At 67.4% G+C, this 15,647-nt stretch carries 13 protein-coding genes; 7 read left to right on the top strand and 6 right to left on the bottom strand.

Annotated features, from left to right (window positions below):
• Positions 1 to 21 precede the first annotated feature (21 nt).
• The 6 genes from ABMA46_RS15760 (at position 22) to ABMA46_RS15785 (ending at position 9,018) form a co-directional block, all read left to right on the top strand.
• A complete protein-coding gene (locus ABMA46_RS15760; RefSeq protein WP_349000739.1) occupies positions 22 to 726 on the top strand; it encodes a nucleotidyltransferase family protein in 705 nt (234 codons plus the stop codon).
• Positions 723 to 3,866, top strand: a complete 3,144-nt coding sequence (gene addB / locus ABMA46_RS15765) for a double-strand break repair protein AddB (protein ID WP_349000741.1) — start codon at positions 723 to 725, stop codon at positions 3,864 to 3,866. Before ABMA46_RS15760 ends, addB begins: the two co-directional genes overlap by 4 nt.
• Entirely contained in the window at positions 3,863 to 7,384 is a 3,522-nt protein-coding gene (gene addA, locus ABMA46_RS15770) for a double-strand break repair helicase AddA (RefSeq protein WP_349000743.1), read from the top strand. Before addB ends, addA begins: the two co-directional genes overlap by 4 nt.
• 74 nt (positions 7,385 to 7,458) lie before the next feature.
• Positions 7,459 to 7,782 carry a thioredoxin gene (trxA, locus tag ABMA46_RS15775; RefSeq protein ID WP_349000745.1) on the top strand — a complete coding sequence of 108 codons (324 nt, stop codon included), beginning with the start codon at positions 7,459 to 7,461 and terminating at the stop codon, positions 7,780 to 7,782.
• Between the two features lie 133 nt (positions 7,783 to 7,915).
• The gene (locus ABMA46_RS15780; RefSeq protein ID WP_349000746.1) at positions 7,916 to 8,197 is read left to right on the top strand and encodes a cupin domain-containing protein; all 282 of its coding nucleotides are present in this window, start codon (positions 7,916 to 7,918) and stop codon (positions 8,195 to 8,197) included.
• 53 nt (positions 8,198 to 8,250) lie between these two features.
• Positions 8,251 to 9,018 (top strand): TSUP family transporter, encoded by a 768-nt coding sequence (locus ABMA46_RS15785; RefSeq protein WP_349000748.1) that lies wholly within the window; start codon positions 8,251 to 8,253, stop codon positions 9,016 to 9,018.
• Between the two features lie 16 nt (positions 9,019 to 9,034).
• Here the strand turns inward: ABMA46_RS15785 and ABMA46_RS15790 are convergent, their stop codons facing one another.
• The 5 genes from ABMA46_RS15790 to ABMA46_RS15810 all read right to left on the bottom strand — a co-directional run bounded on the left by ABMA46_RS15790 (position 9,035) and on the right by ABMA46_RS15810 (position 14,341).
• Complete coding sequence (locus ABMA46_RS15790; RefSeq protein WP_349000750.1) at positions 9,035 to 10,366, bottom strand: bifunctional folylpolyglutamate synthase/dihydrofolate synthase; 1,332 nt, start codon at positions 10,364 to 10,366, stop codon at positions 9,035 to 9,037.
• 173 nt (positions 10,367 to 10,539) lie between these two features.
• Positions 10,540 to 11,463 carry an acetyl-CoA carboxylase, carboxyltransferase subunit beta gene (gene accD, locus ABMA46_RS15795; RefSeq protein WP_349000752.1) on the bottom strand — a complete coding sequence of 308 codons (924 nt, stop codon included), beginning with the start codon at positions 11,461 to 11,463 and terminating at the stop codon, positions 10,540 to 10,542.
• A 69-nt stretch (positions 11,464 to 11,532) separates the two neighbouring features.
• A complete protein-coding gene (gene trpA / locus ABMA46_RS15800; protein WP_349000754.1) occupies positions 11,533 to 12,375 on the bottom strand; it encodes a tryptophan synthase subunit alpha in 843 nt (280 codons plus the stop codon).
• A gap of 1 nt (position 12,376) precedes the next feature.
• On the bottom strand, positions 12,377 to 13,597 hold the full coding sequence (trpB, locus tag ABMA46_RS15805; protein ID WP_349000755.1) for a tryptophan synthase subunit beta: 1,221 nt from the start codon (positions 13,595 to 13,597) through the stop codon (positions 12,377 to 12,379).
• Between the two features lie 81 nt (positions 13,598 to 13,678).
• Entirely contained in the window at positions 13,679 to 14,341 is a 663-nt protein-coding gene (locus ABMA46_RS15810; RefSeq protein WP_349000756.1) for a phosphoribosylanthranilate isomerase, read from the bottom strand.
• Positions 14,342 to 14,475: 134 nt separating this feature from the next.
• Between ABMA46_RS15810 and ABMA46_RS15815 the strand changes: the two genes are divergently transcribed.
• Positions 14,476 to 14,694, top strand: a complete 219-nt coding sequence (locus ABMA46_RS15815) for a hypothetical protein (RefSeq protein ID WP_349000758.1) — start codon at positions 14,476 to 14,478, stop codon at positions 14,692 to 14,694.
• A 114-nt stretch (positions 14,695 to 14,808) separates the two neighbouring features.
• Here ABMA46_RS15815 and ABMA46_RS15820 read toward each other — a convergent pair whose 3' ends face one another.
• Positions 14,809 to 15,567, bottom strand: coding sequence for a M48 family metallopeptidase (locus tag ABMA46_RS15820; protein ID WP_349000760.1), 759 nt, complete (start codon positions 15,565 to 15,567; stop codon positions 14,809 to 14,811).
• Between the last annotated feature and the right edge of the window lie 80 nt (positions 15,568 to 15,647).

Genomic DNA, 15,647 nt, shown 5'->3' on the forward strand with positions numbered 1-15,647 from the left:
AAACGGACGCCGAACGTTGCAATGGTCCTTGCCGCCGGTCTCGGCAAGCGCATGCGCCCCGTCACCGACACGATGCCCAAGCCTCTCGTCAGGGTCGCCGGCAAGGCGCTTCTCGATTGGGGCCTGGATTCGCTGGCGGCAGCCGGCGTGGAGAAGGCGGTCGTCAACGTCCATTACCTGCCCGAACAGATCGTCAGGCATCTGGCCGGCCGTGCCCGGCCTCGCATCGTCGTCTCCGATGAAAGCGCCGGCCTGCTCGATTCGGCCGGCGGCATCGTCAAGGCGCTCGGCGAACTCGGGCCGGCACCGTTCTTCATCCTGAACGCCGATACGTTCTGGATCGATGCCGGACAGTCGAATCTCGAACGACTCGCCCTTGAATGGGACATCGGGCGGATGGATATTCTGCTCATGCTCGCATCTCTCGAAAAGGCGACCGGACACAGCGGCAGCACCGATTTCCTCGTGGCGGAGGATGGCAGGCTGTCGCGCGCCGACAAGGATCCGAACGGCCTGATCTACGCCGGCGCGGCGATCGTGCATCCGCGCATCTTTGCCGGCGCGCCTGCCGGTCCGCTGTCGCTCAACCGCTATTTCGACGAGGCCATCGCCGCCGGCCGCCTGTACGGCATGGCGATGCGTGGCCACTGGATCACGGTCGGCACGCCCGACGCAATCGCACCGGCGGGAACGGCCGTGGCGCGGGCGCTCGCCGGGGCGTCATGAGCGGGCCGCGCGTATTCTCGATCCAGCCAGGCGCTCCCTTTCTGCCCACCTTGGTCGAGACGCTGCTTTCGGGACGCCTTGTTCCAAGCTTCCGCTTCGGCGGCGACCCGCTGGCGCTTGCCGACACCACGATTTTCGTCCCGACCCGCCGTGCCGCGCGCGCGCTTCGCGCCGAATTCACCGCCGCGCTCGGCAAATGCGGCGTCGGCGGGAGCACTGCCATCCTTCCCGTCATCCGCCCGCTCGGCGATTTCGACGAGGACGAGGCGGCATTCGAGGAAAACGACGCCGATCCGGAGACGCTGGACCTTGCCCCGCCGATCGGCGCGACCGACCGGCTTCTCCTGCTGGCGCCGCTGGTCAGGGCATGGAAGCGCCGCCTGCCGGCCCATGTGGCGGCGCTCTTCGAGGAGGAGATCGTGGTGCCGGCCTCGACCGCCGACGCCGTCTGGCTGGCGCGCGACCTTGCGCGCCTGATCGACGAGATCGAGACGGAAGGCTCGGACTGGACGCGGCTCTCCGGTCTCGTCGACGGCAATCTCGCCGGCTGGTGGCAGGTGACGCTCGATTTCCTCAAGATCGTGACCGAGAACTGGCCGAAGCTGCTGGAGGATCGCGGCCGCTCCGACCCGTCGGCGCATCGCAACGCGACGATCCGCCTCGAGGCCGGGCGGCTGCGCCGCAATCCGCCTTCGGGTCCCGTCGTCGCCGCGGGCTCGACGGGCTCGATCCCCGCCACCGCCGATCTGCTGGCGGCCATCGCCGCCCTACCCAACGGCGCCGTCGTCCTGCCCGGGCTCGATATCGGCATGGATCAGCCGACCTTGGTCGCGCTCACGACACCCGACATGCGCCCCGCGGTGCTCGGCCACCCGCAATACGGCCTGGTCAGGCTGCTCGGTCGGCTGGGCATCCTGCCGCGCGACGTAGAGGAACTGGGCGTGAGCAACGAGGCGCTCGGCCTGCGCCGCACGCTACTTGGCGAAGCCATGCGCCCGGCCGAGACCACCGAATTGTGGAGACAGACCCGCCGCAACTTCGCCGACGACGCGATGCGCCAAGCCTTCGCCGAGGTCACGCTGATCGAGGCGGCGAACGAGCGTGACGAGGCAGCGGCCATCGCCGTGGCGCTGCGGCTGGCGATAGAGGAGAAAGGCCATCGCGCGGCGCTCGTCACCGGCGACCGTGCCCTGGCGCGTCGCGTCGCATCGGAGCTGAAGCGGTTCGGCATTGCCGCGGACGATTCCGGCGGCACGCCGCTGGCCGGCACACCGCCCGCCACGCTGCTCAGGCTGTTGCTGGAAACGGCGTTCCGGCCGGGCGATCCGGTTGCCATCTTGTCGCTTCTCAAACACCCGCTGCTGACGGCCGATCTCGACCGCGCCCTGGTGCGGCGAGCAGAGCGGACGATCGAACTGGTGACGCTGCGCGGCGGAACCGGGCGGCCCGACGTCGCCTCGCTGGACGCGCTGTTTGAAAGCCGGCTGACGAAGCTCGACAAGGCGACGCGTCCGCCGTTCTGGCTGCGACGGATTTCGTCTGCGCGCCGCGACGAGGCGCGCGCATTGCTGGGCCGTCTTGCCGCCGCCGTCGCGCCGCTTGCCGCCCTGCGCGGCGAAGACGCGGTCGAATTCTCGCACATGATCCGCGCCAGCGTAACGGCTCTCGAGGCGCTTGGCCGGAGGCAGGACGGCGCGCTGGCCGAGCTTTACAAGGGTGACGCCGGCGAAAAGCTGGCCGGGCTGCTGCGCGAACTGGTCGCGGCAAGCGAATCCTTTCCGCTCGATCCGGGCGAGTGGCCGGACGTCATGGAGGCGCTGGTCGCTCCCGTCACCGTCAAGCCCGCGCACGGCGCCGACCACACGGTCGCCATATGGGGCGCCCTGGAGGCGAGGCTGCAAAGCGTCGACACGCTTGTCGTCGGCGGCCTCAACGAAGGCGTGTGGCCGCGCAAGCCGCAGGGCGACCGCTTCCTGTCGCGGCTGATGCGCACCGGCATCGACCTCGATCCGCCGGAACGTCGGATCGGTCTCGCCGCGCATGATTTCCAGATGGCGGCGGGCACGCCGAGGCTGGTGCTGACACGCGCGGCGCGCGCGGGCGACGCGCCGGCCGCACCTTCGCGGTGGCTGCAGCGACTTCTTACCTTCCTCGGTGAGGATCAGGCCGCCGCCATGCGCGGGCGTGGGGCGCAAGTCCTGTCGTGGTCGCGCGCGCTGGACGAGTCCGAACGGGTCGATTTCGCGCCGCGGCCGGAGCCGAAGCCGCCGCTTGCCCTTCGCCCGCGCCGTTTCTCCGTCACCGAGATCGAGACGCTGCGGCGCGATCCCTATGCCGTCTATGCCCGCCGCATCCTTGGCCTGATGCCGGTCGAGCCGCTGGTGCGCGATCCGGGTGCCGCCGAGCGGGGCACGCTGTTCCACGAAATCCTGCACCGCTTCTCCAAGGCCGTGGAGGACCCGCGCGACGACGGCGCGCTCGCGGCGCTGGTCGAGGCGGGCCGGACCTGCTTCGCCGAGGCGGAACTGCCGGATGATGTCGCGGCTGTCTGGTGGCCGCGCTTCGAAAAGCTGGCGGGCAACATTCTCGCCTGGGAGCGGCGCCGCGCGGATGCTGTTTCCCGGCGCTTCGCCGAGGCGCGCGCCGGACACACGGCCATCGGCTCGACCGGCGCTACATTGTCCGGCTATGCCGACCGTATTGACCTTCTCGCCGGCGGCATGGCCGACATCCTCGACTACAAGACCGGCACCTCGCCTTCCAAGGCGCAAGCGCATACGCTGCTCGCGCCGCAACTCGCGCTGGAGGGCGCGCTGCTGAGGCGCGGCGCCTTCCCCGAACTCGGTCCGCGCGAGCCGGCAGACCTCGCCTTCGTGCGGCTGAGGGCGAATGGCGAGGTGGAACCCGAATCGGTCCTCGAATACAGGAAGCAGCCGCGCAGCGCAGAAGACCTGTCCGAAGACGCCTGGTCCCGGCTGGAGCGCCTGCTCGAACATTATGGCGATCCGCAAACCGGCTATCTGTCGCGCGCTCTGCCGATGCGCGAGGGCGAGACCGACGGCGACTACGACCATCTCGCCCGCACCGCCGAATGGCTGGCCGGCGGCGACGGTCCCGATGGCGGGGAGAGCGAGGCGTGAAGAGCCCGCTTCGCATCCCCCAGGACACGCTTTCCATCCAGGCGCGCGCCTCCGACCCGGCCCAGTCCGCCTGGGTTTCGGCCAATGCCGGCTCCGGCAAGACGCATGTGCTGGCGAACCGCGTAGTGCGGCTCCTCCTGCGCGGCACCGACCCGTCGAAGATCCTGTGCCTGACCTATACGCGCGCCGCCGCTGCCAACATGTCGGCCCGCGTCTTTTCCGTGCTTTCGGAATGGACGATCCTCCCCGACGAGACGCTGGCGCAAAGGATAGCCGAGCTCGACGGCGGGCCGGCGGACGAGAGTGCGCTGCGGCGGGCGCGCCGCCTGTTCGCCGAAGCGCTGGAGACGCCGGGCGGTCTGAAAATCCAGACGATCCACGCCTTCTGCGAGGCGGTGCTGCACCAGTTCCCGCTGGAGGCGAACATCGCCGCCAACTTCCAGATGCTCGACCCGCAGATGGAGCGGGCGCTGTTCGCCGCGACCCGCCGCGACATGATCACCGGCGCGGGCGCCGGCGACAATCCCGAACTCACGGAGGCCTTCGCCACCGTGCTGGAACGGGCCGGCGAGACCGGGCTCGATGCGCTGCTTGCCGAGATCGTGCGCAAGCGCGACGCCCTGCGCGCCTTCATCCGCGAGGTCGGCGGGACGGGCGACCGGTTCCGGGCGCTGTTCGAGGAATTCGGCTTCGCGGAAGGTGAGACGGCAGCGGAGATCGCGGGGAGCATCTGGCCGCTTCCGGGTTTTGAGCCGTCTTACTTCTCTGACTTCGTGGCTGCGACCGACGCCAGCGACGCGCGCACCGTTCTCAACAATATATTGCCGCATGCGGTGGCGGCCTTCGCCGAAGCCGATCCGGTACGCCGCCTGAAACTCCTGGCCGACGGGTTTTTGAAGTCGGACGGCATGCCATACGAGCCCGGCAAGGCGTTCAAGAAGGCGCTGCTCGCCGCTCTTCCCGACCTGCCGGAACGCTACCTCGACGCCGCGTCCGCCATCATGGAAACCTGCGACAGGCTGGCGCTGTTTCGCATGCTCGAAGGCACGCGCGCCGCGCTCACCATCGCCGACTGGCTGATCGCCCGCTACGAACAGGTGAAGCGCGGGCGCGGCTTCCTCGATTTCAACGACCTGATCGTGCGCACCGTCAACCTCCTGTCGCGCGCCGACGCCGGGCCGTGGGTGCAATACAAGCTCGACCAGGGCATCGATCACATCCTGCTCGACGAGGCGCAGGACACCAGCCCGGAGCAATGGGAGGTCGTGCGCAGGCTGGCCGAGGAGTTCTTCGCCGGTCACGGCGCGCGCGACCGCGTTACCCGCACCGTCTTCGCGGTCGGCGACGAGAAGCAGTCGATCTATTCCTTCCAGGGCGCGGCGCCGCAGTCGTTTCATGAAAGCCGGCAGTTCTTCGCCACGCGTGTGCGTGGCGGCAATGCCGCTTTCGCCGACCTGAAGCTCACCTGGTCGTTCCGTTCGACCGGCGACGTGCTGGAGGCAGTCGACCGCGTCTTCGCCGATGAAGCCATGCGGCGCGGCATCAGCCACGATCCGGACCCGCTCGACCACAAGCCGATCCGTCACAACGCGCCGGGTTATGTCGAAGTCTGGCCCTCGCTGGGTGCGGAGGCCGTCGAGGAGCCCGACGACTGGACGCTGCCCGTCAACCATGCCAGCGCGCCTGCCGTGCGGCTTGCCGAGCAGATCGGCGAGACGATCCGCCTCTGGCTTGCGAATGGCGAGCTGCTGGAGGGCCAGGGCAGGCGGCTCAAGGCCGGCGACGTGGTGGTGTTGGTGCGCAAGCGCGACCGCTTCGTCCACGCTTTGTCGCGCAGCCTGAAGGAAAAGGGGATTCCGGTCGCGGGCGCGGACCGGCTGCAGCTTCCCGCCCATATAGCAGTCAAGGACCTCGCCGCGCTCGGCCGATTCCTTCTCCAGCCGGAGGACGACCTGTCGCTCGCCGCCGTGTTGCGCTCTCCGATCTTCGATGTCGCGGAAGACAGGCTGTTGACGCTGGCCGCCGAGCGCCCGTCCGGGCTTTCCTTGTTTGGCGCGTTACGCAGTCGGGCCGAAGCCGATCCCGCACTGGCCGCCATCGTTGCGCAACTCTTCACATGGTCGAACCAGGCGGCCTTCCGGCCGGTCTTCGAGTTCTATGCCGATTGTCTGGCGCGCGACGGTGTGCGCGCGAAGATGATCGCCCGGCTCGGACCGGAAGCCGGCGAGATCCTCGACGAATTCATGAATTTCTGCCTGGCCGAGGAGCGCACCGGCCTGCCGGGCCTCGGCTCCTTCCTCGCCACGCTCGACAATGCCGGCCCCGAGATCAAGCGCGAGATGGACCAGAGCCGCGATGAGGTGCGCATCATGACCGTCCACGCCGCCAAGGGCCTGGAAGCCCCGGTGGTGTTCCTGGTCGACAGCGGTGCGGCCCCGTTCAGCGATTCGCATCTGCCGAGGCTGATGCCGTTTCCGGGCCCCGGCCGGCTCTGGCGCGGCAAGGGCTGGTTCTGGCGCGCCGGCGCGGACGTCAGGAACACGGTGTCCGATTCCGCCGCGCTTATGGCCCGCGACCTCGCCGACGACGAATACCGCCGTCTGCTCTATGTCGGCATGACGCGCGCCGAGGACCGGCTGATCGTCTGCGGCTATCACGGCAAGCGGGCGCAGAATGCCGACGCATGGCACGCGCGCGTCAGCCGCGCCCTGGGTGCCGCGCCGCAAAGCAGCGAGCGGCCGCATCCGGCGGGCGGCGAGCCGGTCATCCGCTTCCGTGTGTCAGACCTGCCGCCGCTTGAAGCCGTCGTTTCGGAGGACGCTTCCGATACGCGGGTGGCTTCGCCGCCGCCGGTCGATCTGAGAACGCCGCTGCCGCCGGTCGAGGATCTGCCTCGGCCGCTCTCGCCGTCGGGTGCGATCGCGTTGATCGAGCCGGTCGAGGAGGCTGTGATCGATGCGCGTTCGCCTGTGCTGGACATCGAAGACGAGCCGGGCTTCGCCATCCGCAAGGGTCTCGTCCTCCACAAGCTGCTGCAAACCCTGCCCGGTATGGCGGAGGATCGCCGCGCGGCCGCGGCCGAACGTTACCTTGCGCGCGCCGCCGCCAGCTGGCCGCAGGGTGACCGCGACCTGGCGCTGGCGCAGGTCGAGGCCATTCTCGGCGATCCCCGTTTCGCGTCGATCTTCTCGCCGGGCTCGCGCGCCGAGGTCGCGATCATGGGCGAGATCGATCTGCGCGGCCGCCGCCGCTCCGTCTCGGGCAAGATCGACCGGCTGGCGGTCACACCCGATACGGTCTGGATCATCGATTACAAGACCAACCGCGTCGCGCCGTCTTCGCTGGCCGAAATTCCGCAGGCCTATGTCCTGCAGCTTGCCCTTTACCGCGCGCTGCTGCGGCCGCTCTATTCCGGGCGCCGGATAGCCGCCGCGCTGCTGTTCACCGAGGCGGCGCGCCTGGTCGAACTGCCCGAAACGGTCATGGACGAGGCGCTTGCCCGACTCACCGATGCGTGACACAAGACCTGCTTGAAAGAGTGGGCTTGCACCACCACATCTGGCACGACCGTCAATCGAAAGGAATCCTTCCCATGACCACCGTCAAGGTCGACAAGAACAATTTCCAGGCCGACGTGCTCGATGCCAAGGAGCCCGTCGTCGTCGATTTCTGGGCGGAGTGGTGCGGCCCCTGCAAGATGATCGCCCCGGCGCTGGAAGAGATCGCCTCCGAGCTCGGCGGCAAGGTCAAGGTCGCCAAGCTCAACATAGACGAGAACCCGGAGCTTGCCGCGCAATTCGGCGTGCGCTCCATTCCCACGCTGATGATGTTCAAGGGCGGCGAAGTGGCCGACATCAAGGTCGGCGCCGCTCCGAAGACCGCGCTGTCGCACTGGATCGGCGCCGCTGTAGCCTGACGCGGGGTTGAATCCGCCGTTCGAAAGCCCGGCCGTCGCGCCGGGCTTTTTCATTGGCGCGACCGGTTGCGCGCCGCTGGCTCTCGCGCGCCGTACTGCGCTCCGTCTTTGTTTGCCACGAAGGAGAAGCGCCATGGCTGCCGCCGCGAAATCCACCGTTTTCGTCGACAATGAACGGGTGACCGTCACGGAATGGCGCTTTGCGCCGGGGGCCGCCACCGGCTGGCACTGCCACGGCCACGACTATGTCGTCGTGCCGCTGATGGACGGCAGGCTGAAACTGCTCACGGCCGAGGGCGAATCCTTCGGCGAGATGAAGGCAGGCGTTCCCTATTTTCGCAGGGAAGGCGTCGAGCACGACGTCGTCAACGCCAACGACACCGAATACGCCTTCATCGAGATCGAGTTGAAGTAGCCCGCGCGGATGCCGAGCCCGATGCCTGACCGCCAAACCGGCCGCGAACAGCGATGAACGCTCAGGCCCTTGGCGCGTTCCTGGCGCTGGCCGGCGTGGCGGCCTATGTGCAGACCGTCACCGGCTTCGCCTTCGGCTTGGTGATGATGGGGTTCATCGCGCTTTTCGGCCTGCTGCCGCTTCCGGACGCGGCGGTCGTGGTCGGGATACTATCGCTGGTGAACACAACGCAAATGGTCCTTCACGGTGGTTGGCGCCATGTCGCCCGGCATGCGCTGCGCCTCGTCCTGTTGGCCAGTCTGCCGACTCTGGTCGTCGGCTACGTTGTGCTGGAATGGTTGGCCGACAGCCGTGCCGATGCCCTGCGGATTGTGCTGGGAGCGGTCATCATGGCGTCCAGCCTGCAACTGGCCGCCCGGCGCAAGGTGCTGGACCGGCCATCGCCGGACGCCAGCTTCATCGGTTTCGGCATCGTTTCCGGCCTTATGAGCGGGCTGTTTTCAACCGGTGGTCCGCCGCTGGTTTATCACTTCTACCGGCAGCCCATGCCGGTCGCCAGAATCCGTGAAACGCTCGTCGCCGCCTTCGGTCTGGCGCAAGTGGTGCGGCTTTCGCTGGTCGCGGCGACCGGCAACATTCCGCCGCCCTCGACGCTCGCCGGCGTGGCAGCGGTGCCGGTCGTCATGGTCATGACTTATGCCGCCCGCCGCTGGCCGCCGCCTTTGCCGGATGCGCTGCTCAAGATAATCGTCTTCGTGCTGTTGTTCCTGTCGGGCCTCTCGCTGGCCCTGCCGGCGGCGATGCGCCTTCTCGCCGGCTGAACTCTACGGTTGAACCCTACACTGGCGGCGTGCCGTTTTCGGCAAGCACCGTGCCGGCGAGATAGAGCGAGCCGCCGATCAGGATGCGTGGCGGCGCCTCGTCCTCTCCCAGCGTGTCGCGCAACAGCATCAGTGCCTCGCCGACCGAATTGACCGGCTCCGCCGACAGGCCGGCCTCGGCGGCGCGCACCGCGAGTTCGTCGTTGGGCACGCCCGCATCGCTGGTCGATACCGGCACCGTGTAGACATGGCGGACCAGCCCGTGGAAGGCGCGGAAATAGCCGGCCTGGTCCTTCGTGTTGATCATGCCCGCGATCATGAAAAGCGGCCGCGGGTTTTTTTCCTCTTGCTCGGCCAGTGCCTCGGCGACGACAAGGCCGGCGCCGGGATTGTGGCCGCCGTCGAGCCAGATGTCGGCGCCGGCAGGCCCAAGGTCGACCAGCCGCCCCTGCGCCAGCTTCTGCATCCGTCCGGGCCAGGAGACTGTTTCCATAGCCTTGTCGGCCGCCCGCTGCCCGATATCGAAGCCGGCCGCCTTGACCGCGGCGATCGCCGCCGCGGCGTTGGCGAACTGGTGCCGGCCAGGCAGGCGTGGCGGCGACAGGTCCATCAGCCCGTCTTCGTCCTGGTAGACCATGCGGCCGTTCTCGCCGAAGGCCAGGAAATCCTGGCCGTATATGGCGACGGGCGAACCCAGGCGCTCGGCCGTATCGGCGATCACGTCGAGCGCGGCGTCGAATTCCTGCTGGCCGATCACGGCCGGACAGCCCGGCTTGAGGATGCCGGCCTTCTCGGCCGCGATCAGCTCGATCCGGTCGCCGAGATAGGCTTCGTGGTCGAGTGAGATCGGCATGACGACCGAGACCGCTGGCTGCCTGATGACATTGGTGGCGTCGAAACGCCCGCCCAATCCCACCTCGATGATGGCGGCGTCGGCCGGATGCTCCGAAAACAGCACGAAGCCGACCGCCGTCAGGATCTCGAACACCGTGATCGTCTGGCCTTGATTGGCATCGGCCACGCGCCGAATCGCGTCGGCGAACATCGCGTCCTCCACCAGCCTGCCGCCGCCGGGCGCCCCCAGCCGGTAGCGTTCGTTCCAGTGGACGAGATGCGGCGAGGTGTGCACGTGAACGCTGTATCCCGCCGCCTCCAGCAACGCGCGCGCGAAGGCCGCGCAGGACCCCTTGCCGTTTGTGCCGGCGATGTGGATGACCGGCGGCAACCTGTCCTGCGGATTGCCGAGCTTCTCGAGCAGGCGCGTGACGCGCTCGAGCGAAAGGTCGAAGCCTTTCGGATGCAGCGTCATCAGGCGCTCGATCTCACCGTGGGCGGAAAGAAGTGTCATGGGAACATCTCGGGCAAGACGCCATCAGGTTTGGAAGGCCTTCATCCCAGCCAAGGAAGTGACACGATCGCGAGCGGGATCCAGTCCGTCATATAGCCAAGGTTCCGGAACATGTCTCCGATACGCGACGGATCGCTTCGCTCCCGTCGTTTTCCGGGATGACGAGCCAATGGTCAGGCCGACGGCCGCACTTCCTGCTCGGCCACCGCGGGCGGCAGGATTTCCGGCTCCAGCGGCTTTTCCTCTGCCGGCACCTTCATGAAAAGCTTGAGCAGGTTGGCCACCGTCTTCTTCATCTCCAGACGCGACACCACCATGTCGACCATGCCGTGCTCCATCAGATATTCGGAGCGCTGGAAGCCCTCGGGCAGCTTTTCGCGGATGGTCTGCTCGATGACGCGCGGGCCGGCGAAGCCGATCAGCGCGCCGGGCTCGGCGATATGCACGTCGCCCAGCATGGCGTAGGAGGCGGTGACGCCGCCCGTGGTCGGATTGGTGAGCACGACGATATAGGGCAGGCCGGCCTCCTTCAGCCGGTCCACGCCCACGGTCGTTCGGGGAAGCTGCATCAGGGACAAAATGCCCTCCTGCATGCGCGCGCCGCCGGAAGCGGCGAACAGCACCAGCGGGCGCTTGCGCTTGAGCGCCGTATCGAAGGCATTCACGATCGCCTCGCCGGCGGCCATGCCGAGTGAACCGCCCATGAAGGCGAAGTCCTGCACGGTGGCGACGATCGGCAGACCCTCGATCGTGCCGAGCGCGTTGAGGATGGCGTCTTCCAGCCCGGTTTTGGCCTTGGCGTCCTTGAGACGGTCGGTATAGCGCTTCTCGTCGCGGAACTTCAGCGGGTCCTGCGCGACCTTCGGGTTCTCGATGACCTCGTATCTTCCTTCGTCGAAGAAGAACTTCAGCCGCTCCTTGGCCGAGATCTTCATGTGATGGCCGGAAGACGGGATGACGAACTGGTTCTCCTCCAGATCCTTGTGGAAGACCATCTCGCCGGTCTCGGGATCCTTCACCCAGAGGTTCTCGGGGACCTCGCGCCGTCCGAGCATGGAATTGATGCGGGGGCGAACGAAATTGGTGATCCAGTTCATGGTTTCGGCTCCTTTGCCGGGATCAAATCCATATCCCGACCCTTTTGGGGATCAGGAGAGGTAGGCGAACTATTCGGCGGCAGCAAGGCGCGCCTGGCGCACGCCCTGGGCAAGGCCGCCGACCAGCGTGGCGACGGCTTCGGCCGGGTCGGCGGTGGTCTCGCCCTTCGGCCCGATGACGTTGGCGACCGCGTTGACGATCGCCGTGCCCACCACCACGCCGTCGGCGGAAGCGCCGATGACGCGCGCCTGCTCGGCGGTCTTGACGCCGAAGCCGACGCAGACGGGAAGCGCCGTATGCTGCTTGATGCGCTTCACGGCCTCGGCCACCTTTGTCGTGTCGGCCAGCGCCGAGCCGGTGATGCCGGTCATCGAGACGTAATAGACGAAGCCGGACGTGTTCTGCAGCACCTTGGGCAGGCGCTTGTCGTCGGTCGTCGGCGTCGCCAGCCGGATGAAGTTGATGCCCGCCTTCAGCGCCGGCAGGCACAGTTCCTCGTCCATCTCCGGCGGCAGGTCGACGATGATCAGTCCGTCGATACCGGACGCCTTGGCGTCCGCCAGGAAACGGTCGACGCCGTAGATATAGATGGGGTTGTAGTAGCCCATCATCACGATCGGCGTGTCGTCGTCGGTCTTGCGGAAGTCGGCCGCCATCGCCAGCGTCTTCACCAGCGTCTGCCCGCCTTTCAGCGCGCGCAGGCCGGAGGCCTGGATCGCCGGACCGTCGGCCATCGGGTCGGAGAAGGGCATGCCGAGCTCGATGACGTCGGAACCCGCCTTCGGCAGCGCCTTCATGATCGACAGCGAGGTCTCGTAATCCGGGTCGCCGCCCATGAAATAGGTCACGAGCGCCGGGCGCCCCTCAACCTTGAGCTTCGCCATGCGGCGGTCGATGCGGGTGGCCGTCATCTCAGATCTCCATGCCCATCATGCCGGCCACCGTATGCACGTCCTTGTCGCCGCGGCCCGACAGGTTGACGATGATGATCTCGTCCTTGCCCATCGTCGGAGCGATCTTCATGGCGTGGGCGATGGCGTGCGAGGATTCCAGCGCTGGAATGATGCCTTCCGTTTTGGTGCAGAGCTGGAAGGCCTCCAGCGCCTCGTCGTCGAGGATCGGTCGATAGTCGACGCGGCCCGAGTCGCGCAGCCACGAGTGCTCCGGTCCGACGCCGGGATAGTCCAGCCCGGCCGAGATCGAATGGCCGTCGAGGATCTGCCCGTCCGCGTTCTGCAGGAGGTAGGTGCGGTTGCCGTGCAGCACGCCGGGCTTGCCGGCGTTCATCGAGGCGCAGTGCTCGATGCCGTCCAGCCCGCGCCCGCCGGCCTCGATGCCGATGATCCTGACGTCGGTATCGTCGAGGAAGGGGTGGAACAGGCCGATCGCGTTGGAGCCGCCGCCGACGGCGGCGATGATGACGTCGGGCAGCCGGCCTTCCTGTTCGAGGATCTGGGCACGTGCCTCCGTGCCGATCACCGACTGGAAGTCGCGCACCATCTCCGGATACGGATGCGGGCCGGCAGCGGTGCCGATCAGGTAGTAGGTGTCCTCGACATTGGTGACCCAGTCGCGCAGCGCTTCGTTCATCGCGTCCTTCAGCGTGCCGTGGCCGGCACTGACGGGCCGCACCTCGGAACCGAGAAGCTTCATGCGGAAGACGTTCGGCTTCTGCCGCTCGACGTCTGTGGCGCCCATATAGACCACGCAGGGATAGCCGAAGCGCGCCGCGACCGTGGCCGAGGCGACGCCGTGCTGGCCGGCGCCCGTTTCGGCGATGATGCGCGTCTTGCCCATGCGCTTGGCGAGCAGGATCTGGCCGAGGCAGTTGTTGATCTTGTGCGAGCCTGTGTGGTTCAGGTCCTCGCGCTTGAAATAGATTTTCGCGCCGCCGAGATGCCTGGTCAGCCCCTCGGCGAAATAGAGTTTCGACGGCCGCCCGGCATAGAAGGTGGAGAGCGCGGTCAACTCGGCCTTGAACGCCGGATCGTCCTTGGCCTTGTTCCATTCCTGCTCGAGCTCGAGGATCAGCGGCATCAGCGTCTCGGCGACGAAACGGCCGCCGAAAATGCCGAACATGCCCTGTTCGTCGGGTCCGGTGCGGAAGGAATTGGGCAAAGCCGGCTTGTTCATCGCCGATCTCCTGTCATGGCCTGCCGGCGCGCCTGCGGCGCGGCCGGTTTCGTCTTTCCCGACATGCTTTCGCCGTGTCTGTCAAGCGGCGCGATGCGCGCGGCCGGCTCTCGCCGCACGGAAAAACGCCTCGATCAGCGCCGGGTCCTTGGTCCCCGGCGCGCTCTCGACGCCGGAGGAGACATCAATGGCACGAGGGGCGGCGACGCGAAGGGCTTCGCTGATATTGCCCGCATTGAGGCCGCCGGAGAGGAAATAGTCCGTGTCTGCGGGAATGGCGGAAAGGAGCGACCAGTCGAAGGAAACCCCGTTGCCGCCGGGAAGCTCGGAGCCCTTCGGCGGCTTGGCGTCGAACAGGAAGCGGTCGGCGATCCCCTGATACGGCCCTATAGCCTCGAGATCGGCGGCCTCGCGCACCGAAAGCGCCTTGATGACCGGCAGGTCATAGCGCGCCTTGACGGCGGCGACCCGCTCGGCCGTTTCGCGGCCATGCAGTTGCAGCATGTCGGGCCGCATCGCCGCGACGATGCGGTCCAAAAGGCCGTCATCGGCATCGACCGTGACGGCGACCGCCAGCGCCTTGCCGCGCGCGGCCTCGCGCAAGGTGGCGGCATCCTCTGGCTCGATATGGCGCGGGCTCTTGGGAAAGAAGATGAAGCCGACATGGCTGGCCCCGCCGCCGAGCGCGGCGGCGATCGCTTCCGGCGTCTTCAGGCCGCAGATCTTGATGTCGAGCGTGTCCATGTCGGTATCCATATAGGCACGGGATTGGCACGAAACACGGGAGGAGTCGAGGAAAAGCGGTTGTCGCGCGACGCGCTTCATGCGCTAATTTCCGCGAATCGTACAGGTGATCGCACAGGTGGGAGCAGCAGGCCATGACCAACGAAAACGTCGCCGACCTCAAGGCGAAGCTGGATCAGGCGCGCCAGGTGATCGAGCATCTGATGGCCCGGGCCGCCTATGACGGGGCCGAGGCGCAGCGGGCGCTGGGCTACTTCGCCGGGGACGTCTTCGACGCCGGTTTCCTGCCCTGGCCGCGTCCGCATGACGAAGGCCTGCGGCCGGAGGAACTGAACGCGGCGAACGACGATTGAGAAGCGGCAGTCGGGAATAGGCGGTCGGCAGTCGAAATTGCGCGAAAACCTGTCCCGCCGCGATCGATGTGCTGTTCGCCATTTCCGACTGCCGACTGCCGACTGCCGACTGCCTCAGTCGAACGCTATCGCCTGCAACGCGCCGCCGTTCCTTTTCAGCCAGTCCTTGCAGCGCTCGGTGTCGGGACAAAGCTCCTTGCACAGTTTCCAGAATTTCGGCCCGTGGTTCATCTCCTTCAGATGCGCCACCTCGTGCGCGACGAGGTAGTCGATCACCGGCGCCGGCGCCATCATGATGCGCCAGGAGAAGGAGAGCGTGCCGTCCGAGGTGCAGGAGCCCCAGCGGCTCGACGTGTCCTTGAAGCGGATCGCCTTGGCGCGCCGGCCGACCGCTGCGGTGTGTTTCGCCACCAGCGCCTCGATCTCGCGCTTGGCCTCGCGCTTGAGGAAATCGGCGACACGTCGCGGCAGGTGCAGCCGGTCGCCATGCACGATCAGCACCGGCCCCGCCTCGTCCCGCAAGACTTCCACCGTGCCCCTTCTGCCCGGTTCGTGCACGATCAGGTGCGGCACGCCGCGCACCGGTATCCTGATGCCGGGCCTCACCTGCGGGCGTTCGGGCACTTTCGCCAGCCGTTGCTCCAGCCAGCCGCGGTGCCGGTCGAGGAATTTTTCGACTTCGCCGCGCCGCAGGCCCGGCGGCACCGTCACGCGCAGGCTCTGGCCGCCGGCGTCGATCCGCAGCGTCAGCCGGCGCGCGCGCTCGTTCTCGACGATGCGCAGCGGCAGCGTGCGGCCGGCGACTTGATGCTCGCGCTCCTCGACGGGACGCGGCAGGGGTTTCGTCAGTGAACGGAAGAAGCCGAGAGACATGGGAACAGAAAATAGGTGATTCGAGGATCGCGTGAGAACAAAAAAGAAACGGCGTCGCTTTCGCGACGCCGCTCGTCCGG

It is taken from the genome of Mesorhizobium hunchu, from assembly GCF_040081975.1.
Classification (GTDB): domain Bacteria; phylum Pseudomonadota; class Alphaproteobacteria; order Rhizobiales; family Rhizobiaceae; genus Mesorhizobium; species Mesorhizobium hunchu.

Bases quoted from the DNA above. Each gene is read 5' to 3' on its own strand.
- accD (WP_349000752.1), bottom strand. From the start codon at position 11,463: ATGAACTGGATCACCAATTTCGTTCGCCCCCGCATCAATTCCATGCTC.
- trpB (WP_349000755.1), bottom strand. From the start codon at position 13,597: ATGAACAAGCCGGCTTTGCCCAATTCCTTCCGCACCGGACCCGACGAA.
- trpA (WP_349000754.1), bottom strand. From the start codon at position 12,375: ATGACGGCCACCCGCATCGACCGCCGCATGGCGAAGCTCAAGGTTGAG.
- ABMA46_RS15790 (WP_349000750.1), bottom strand. From the start codon at position 10,366: ATGACACTTCTTTCCGCCCACGGTGAGATCGAGCGCCTGATGACGCTG.
- ABMA46_RS15810 (WP_349000756.1), bottom strand. From the start codon at position 14,341: ATGGACACGCTCGACATCAAGATCTGCGGCCTGAAGACGCCGGAAGCG.
- trxA (WP_349000745.1), top strand. From the start codon at position 7,459: ATGACCACCGTCAAGGTCGACAAGAACAATTTCCAGGCCGACGTGCTC.
- addB (WP_349000741.1), top strand. From the start codon at position 723: ATGAGCGGGCCGCGCGTATTCTCGATCCAGCCAGGCGCTCCCTTTCTG.
- ABMA46_RS15760 (WP_349000739.1), top strand. From the start codon at position 22: ATGGTCCTTGCCGCCGGTCTCGGCAAGCGCATGCGCCCCGTCACCGAC.
- ABMA46_RS15820 (WP_349000760.1), bottom strand. From the start codon at position 15,567: ATGTCTCTCGGCTTCTTCCGTTCACTGACGAAACCCCTGCCGCGTCCC.
- ABMA46_RS15815 (WP_349000758.1), top strand. From the start codon at position 14,476: ATGACCAACGAAAACGTCGCCGACCTCAAGGCGAAGCTGGATCAGGCG.
- ABMA46_RS15785 (WP_349000748.1), top strand. From the start codon at position 8,251: ATGAACGCTCAGGCCCTTGGCGCGTTCCTGGCGCTGGCCGGCGTGGCG.
- ABMA46_RS15780 (WP_349000746.1), top strand. From the start codon at position 7,916: ATGGCTGCCGCCGCGAAATCCACCGTTTTCGTCGACAATGAACGGGTG.